Source organism: Peptoniphilus grossensis ph5, assembly GCF_000311825.1.
Taxonomy (GTDB): Bacteria; Bacillota; Clostridia; order Tissierellales; family Peptoniphilaceae; genus Peptoniphilus_A; species Peptoniphilus_A hominis.
Genome location: NZ_HE978571.1, coordinates 1 through 5,513, shown reverse-complemented (window position 1 = coordinate 5,513; position 5,513 = coordinate 1). Strand labels below are relative to the sequence as shown.

The following is a 5,513-nucleotide window of genomic DNA, read 5'->3' as shown; positions in this document are numbered from 1 at the left end:
GCCTTTTTATTCTGTAGGCTTCTACAGATTTTTTTATTTTCTAAGTTTTAACTCACATTTTTCACTTACTAAATAAATATGTTATAATTAAAAATTGTTGGAGGAAGTATATGTTGAAGAAAAAATTTTATTTTATATTTTACCTTGCTGCAATTATCTTTATTTTATTTTTTACTCTTAATGGCAATAAGATTTATACTATAAAAGAGAAGGATATTGAAAATAATAATAAACTAAGTCTTGAAAAAGAAAATTTTAATAATTACTCCTTAAAGTTAAAGGAGGACATTAATTATAACAAGTTATATGTTTATAAGTTAAAAAATGATGAATTTTATGTGTTTATTTATTCTAAATCTATTTTTCTTGATAGATATAATCTTGACGATGATTTTATTACTAGAGATAAATCCATTAATACTTTTGCTAGTAATTATAAATACAAGAATTTTATTAATATTGATTTAGAAAAAGATCCTTTAAAAATTGATGTTAAGTCAGAAAAAAATGATGATACAAGAAATACCCTCATTAAATATCTTGTAGTAGTCCTTGTAATAGCTTTTCTCGGCTATAGAAGAAGTAAGAGGGAAAGTTTTAAGAAATAATTTATACCATATTTTTCAAAATTATAATAATTTAAAAAACCCTAAGGTTGAAGGAAATCAACTTTAGGGTTTTTTCTTCTTGAGTTAAAAGAGTTTTTTAAAAGTTTATTGTAATCTTCTTTTTTAGATTTGATCTAATGCTTGTTTTAGGTCTTCTATAATGTCGTCTGCATTTTCTAGTCCAACAGAAAGTCTAATTAAGCCTTCTGAGATGCCTGCTGCTGCTCTTTCTTCTGCTGTGTAAGGAGAGTGAGTCATTGAAGCAGGGTGTTGGATAAGTGTTTCTGCGTCGCCAAGTGATACTGCAAGTGTGCAAAGTTTAACGCTATTCATAAGTTTAGCGCCAGCTTCTTTTCCGCCTTCGATTTCAAAGGCAATCATTGCACCAGGAAGTGCCATTTGTTTTTTAGCTACATCGTAATATTTGAAGGATTTAAGTCCTGGATATTGGATGCTCTTAACTTTTGGATGTTTTTCCAAAAATTCTGCAACTTTCATTGCATTAGAACAGTGCTTATCCATTCTAATTTGAAGAGTCTTCATTCCTCTAAGGATTAGATAAGCGTTAAATGGTGCAAGTACAGCTCCTGTACAGTCTTTAATTCCTACTAGTCTTACTTGGTCTATTAATTCTTTTCTACCAACTGCAAAGCCAGCTATAACATCGCCGTGACCGTTTAAATATTTTGTTGCAGAGTGAACTACCATGTCTGCTCCTAGTGTAAGTGGTCTTTGGATGTAAGGTGTACAATAAGTGTTGTCTACGATTACTAGACAGTCTTTATTCTTTTCATGAACTCTCTTAGCAACTTCTTCTATGTCACAAATGTCCATGTTAGGGTTAGCTGGTGTTTCTAAGTAAACAATTTTTGTGTTTTCTTTCATTATATTTATGATGTTGTCAACATTTGTAATGTCAACGAAATCAACTTCTATGCCCATTTTTGATACTGAGTGTTCTAAGAAAGCGAAAGTACATCCGTAAAGAGTCTTTGCTGCTATCATGTGGTCGCCACATTTTACGAATGGCCAAATTGCTGATGTAATTGCACCCATTCCTGATGCTGCAGATACACAAGCTTCGCCTTCTTCAAGTAGTGCAACTTTTTCTTCTACTTGTTCGTTTGTTGGGTTGCCAAGTCTTGAATAGATATAGCCATCTTCTTCTAAGGCAAATCTACGACCGCCTTGTTCTGCATTGTCAAATATAAATGTAGATGTTTGATAAATTGGAGTAGCTAATGCGCCAAATTTGTTCTTTTCGTATCCACCGTGAATTGCCTTAGTTTCAAAATGCATTTTCTTTAGTTCGTCTTTACTGTTCATAAATATCTCCTTTTCTTAAAATAATAAATCTAAAATTTTTTCTTAATTAAACAAATCTAAAATTCTTTTTATAAAACAAATCTAAAATTTTTCCCTTAAATTATTTTGCTGTTGCTTTATTTTCTTCTAGTGGCACATCATTTTCAAAATCCCAGCCAGTTTTTGGATCTGCAAATCTAACAAAGATTGAGATTATTGCAAATACAGCAAGTAGTGCTTGATACCATAGGAAAGGTATAATTTGAACAGGGGATACAGCTAGGGCTCCTAGTTCTTTAGTAAGTCCAGCTGCGATTAAAACTTGTGCACCGTAAGGGATTATACCTTGCATTACGCAAGAGAATGTATCAAGGAAGGAAGCAGATCTTCTTGGGTCTACTTTGAAGTCCTTTGAAATTTCTTTGGCAACAGGGCCGTCAATGATAATTGCAACAGTGTTGTTTGCAGTTGCAGCGTCTGTTAAAAGAGTTAAAAGAGCAATTGAAACTTCTGCAGATTTAACATCCTTAGCAAAGCCTCTGATTTTTTGAACGAGCCACTCAATACCACCGTTACTAGATACCATATAGGAAAGTCCTCCAGTTAATAGTGATAGTAAGAAAATTTCAAACATTCCACTAAATCCATCAAAAATATTTTGAGCAAAAGTCATCATAGTAAGTCCGCCAGTGAAGATGCCTATTATACCTGATAGGACGATACCACTAGTTAATACTAAGAATACATTCATTCCTGCAAGGGCTGTAATTAATACGAAAAGATATGGGATTATAAGTATAAAATTATAACTCAAATCGCCTAGTTCAACTTCGCCTTCAGGTTTTCCAACAACTAATAAAATTACAAAAGTAATAATAGCTGCAGGAAGTGCAATTTTAATATTTGCTCTAAACTTATCCTTCATGGCTACATTTTGCGTTCTTGTTGCAGCTATTGTTGTATCAGAAATAACTGATAGGTTATCACCGAACATTGCTCCACCTACAAGGGCTCCAAGAACAAGTGGTAGTGGAAGGTTACCCTTTGTAGCAACGCCAACAGCGATAGGTCCAACAGCTGAAATAGTTCCTACTGAAGTTCCTGTAGAGATAGAAATGAAACAACTGATTAAGAAAATTCCAGCTGTAACAAATTGTACAGGAATTAGAGAAAGTGCAAAGTTTACAACAGAGTCAACTCCGCCAGAAGATTTAGAAACTGTTGCGAAAGCTCCAGCTAGTATGTAGATAAGACACATGATAATTATGTTTTCGTCTCCACAACCGCGAACAAAGTCGTTAAACTTGTCGTCCATAGAACCTTCAAACATAATAAATGCCAAAATAATAGCTGGTAAAATACATACGGGTGCTGCTACTTGGTAGAATGCCATTTCAACGCCCATTGCGTTAAGAATTAGTCCAGTAGCAAGATATACGAGCACGAAAACTATAAAAGGTAGAAGTGCTGCACCATTAGCCTTAGGTTTTAAATTTTTGTTTTCCATAGATACCTCCTCAAATTTAACAAAAAATAAAACAAGATTTCTCTACGAATTTTATTACTTATATGTTTTTAACATCAGCCTCCTTAAGTAGATTTAAAGGTAAATCATTAATAATATCGTTTTCAAAACTATTTTAATAATATGTAGATAAAAAACTTAAATTACCTTTAAGTCAATTATACTGGTTTTAAATGATTTTGTGAAGTCTTTATTCATTATTATGTTAATAAGTTACAAAAATAAATCTTAAAAAGAATAACGATTTCATACCAATAAGATAGACTAATATACTTCTAAGTATGAAATAATCAAGACTTAAAAGATTATTTGGCAAGGAATAAATTAATCTTTCTATAATATTTTTTCAAAAAAATTAAAAAAATAAATTTTTCTTAACATAATCTTTACACCCTAAATGCTATACTAACTGTGAGGTGAGAATATGAAAGAATTTGTAAATCGAAAAATTTCATACGCGATGTTGATTTTATCCATTGCCTTTATTTTTTTGGGAGCTTATAGGTCAGAAGTGGATACTGTGCTTTCAAAAGCTATAAGAATATGTTTGGAGTGCGTTGGGATTGGATAAATTAAAAATTCTTTTTAAAAAATTCAGAGAAAAAAGAAATCTGGTCCAGGGATCTTTTGCTCTATTAACAAATATACATATTCCAAATTTTTTTAAGGGAACTATTTACACAGGCAAGATGAAAAGTGCTTGTGTGCCAGGACTAAATTGTTATTCCTGTCCAGGTGCAGCTCTATCCTGTCCCATAGGGTCCTTTCAAGCTGTCGTAGGCTCGTCAAAATTTAATTTTGCCTACTATGTGACGGGTCTCATGCTTTTATTTGGAACTGTGTTTGGAAGATTTATTTGTGGATTTTTGTGTCCCTTTGGTTTTTTTCAGGATTTAATTCATAAAATTCCATCGAAAAAATTTAGCACCAGAAGATTTAGTTTTTTAAAGTACATCAAGTATTTTATTTTGGTCTTTGTAGTTTGGTTATTTGGAGTATTTTTGACAGATGAGTTGGGATTTGCATCTCCATATTTTTGTCAGTACCTTTGCCCACAGGGAATACTGGAGGGAGGAATTCCTCTTTCACTAGCAAGCAAAAGTATAAGAGGAGCACTTGGCAATTTATTTTTGCTAAAGTCAGGAATTCTCGCCCTAGTGATTATACTCTCAATATTCTTTTACAGACCTTTTTGCAAATACTTATGCCCACTGGGTGCCTTTTACGCACTAACTAATAAATTTTCTTTTTATCAATACCATGTAAATGATTCTTGTATATCATGCGGAAAATGTAAGAGAATTTGCAAAATGGATGTAGACATGTCAAAAAATCAAAGAGCCTTGGAGTGCATAAGATGTGGCGACTGCATCAAAGCTTGCCCAACATCTGCGATTTCCACCTCATTTAAAAATAATAAAATCAATAATTTAGAAGAAGGAGCAAGATATGAATAAAATTTTTAAGAATATTAGTAAAATTTTTGTTGTTTTATTTTTAGCCTTAGCAGTTACAGCCTGCACAAGCAAGGCACCTGAAGGACCTACTGTATCAAGTGGAGATTCCTTCCCAAAATTTGACGCAGTAGATTTTAAGGGAAATCCAGTAAGTAGTGATGTCTTTAAAGATAGTCCTGTTACAATAATGAGTATCTGGTTTACAGGTTGCAAGGGCTGCATAGACGAAATGCCTACTCTGCAAAAAATTTCTGAAGAATTAAAGGACAAAAATGTAAAGGTTATGTCAATTTGCCTTGACACTTATGAAGATAAAAAAATTAAAGAAGAGGCTGAAAAAATTATTGAAGCAAAGGGAGTTAAGTACCCAAATCTTGCTGTAAAACCTTCTGAAGAAATAGACAACTACCTCAAAAACTTGACAGCTTTTCCTACAACTCTTTTAATTGGAAGAGATGGGAAAATTATTGACAACATAAGTGTCGGTTCACAAGAAAAAATTGATGAACTATACAAAAAAATTGACGAAATAATTGCCAGTGAAGGAAAATAAATTCACTAGCTTAAGATAATAAATCCTCATTGATACACCTATTTTGACTCATGCTTGCATGGGTC

The 5,513-nt window shown here is 32.5% G+C and carries 6 protein-coding genes; 4 read left to right on the top strand and 2 right to left on the bottom strand.

The window, feature by feature from the left end; all coding sequences use genetic code 11:
• Positions 1 to 110 precede the first annotated feature (110 nt).
• Entirely contained in the window at positions 111 to 608 is a 498-nt protein-coding gene (locus tag HGPG_RS09835) for a hypothetical protein (RefSeq protein ID WP_019125923.1), read from the top strand.
• A 123-nt stretch (positions 609 to 731) separates the two neighbouring features.
• On the opposite strand, the gene megL is transcribed toward HGPG_RS09835, so the two are convergent.
• Both megL and HGPG_RS09825 read right to left on the bottom strand, forming a co-directional pair.
• Entirely contained in the window at positions 732 to 1,934 is a 1,203-nt protein-coding gene (megL, locus tag HGPG_RS09830; RefSeq protein ID WP_019125922.1) for a methionine gamma-lyase, read from the bottom strand.
• A gap of 100 nt (positions 1,935 to 2,034) precedes the next feature.
• A complete protein-coding gene (locus HGPG_RS09825; RefSeq protein ID WP_019125921.1) occupies positions 2,035 to 3,420 on the bottom strand; it encodes a Na+/H+ antiporter NhaC family protein in 1,386 nt (461 codons plus the stop codon).
• A gap of 442 nt (positions 3,421 to 3,862) precedes the next feature.
• Between HGPG_RS09825 and HGPG_RS10380 the strand changes: the two genes are divergently transcribed.
• From HGPG_RS10380 to HGPG_RS09815, 3 genes are all read left to right on the top strand, one after another.
• Complete coding sequence (locus tag HGPG_RS10380; protein ID WP_019125920.1) at positions 3,863 to 4,009, top strand: CD1871A family CXXC motif-containing protein; 147 nt, start codon at positions 3,863 to 3,865, stop codon at positions 4,007 to 4,009.
• A 118-nt stretch (positions 4,010 to 4,127) separates the two neighbouring features.
• Positions 4,128 to 4,895, top strand: coding sequence for a 4Fe-4S binding protein (locus HGPG_RS09820; RefSeq protein WP_390621718.1), 768 nt, complete (start codon positions 4,128 to 4,130; stop codon positions 4,893 to 4,895).
• Positions 4,888 to 5,448: a TlpA family protein disulfide reductase gene (locus HGPG_RS09815; protein WP_019125918.1), complete on the top strand. Its 561-nt coding sequence runs from the start codon at positions 4,888 to 4,890 to the stop codon at positions 5,446 to 5,448. The genes HGPG_RS09820 and HGPG_RS09815 overlap by 8 nt, the downstream gene beginning before the upstream one ends.
• The last annotated feature ends 65 nt before the right edge of the window (positions 5,449 to 5,513 follow it).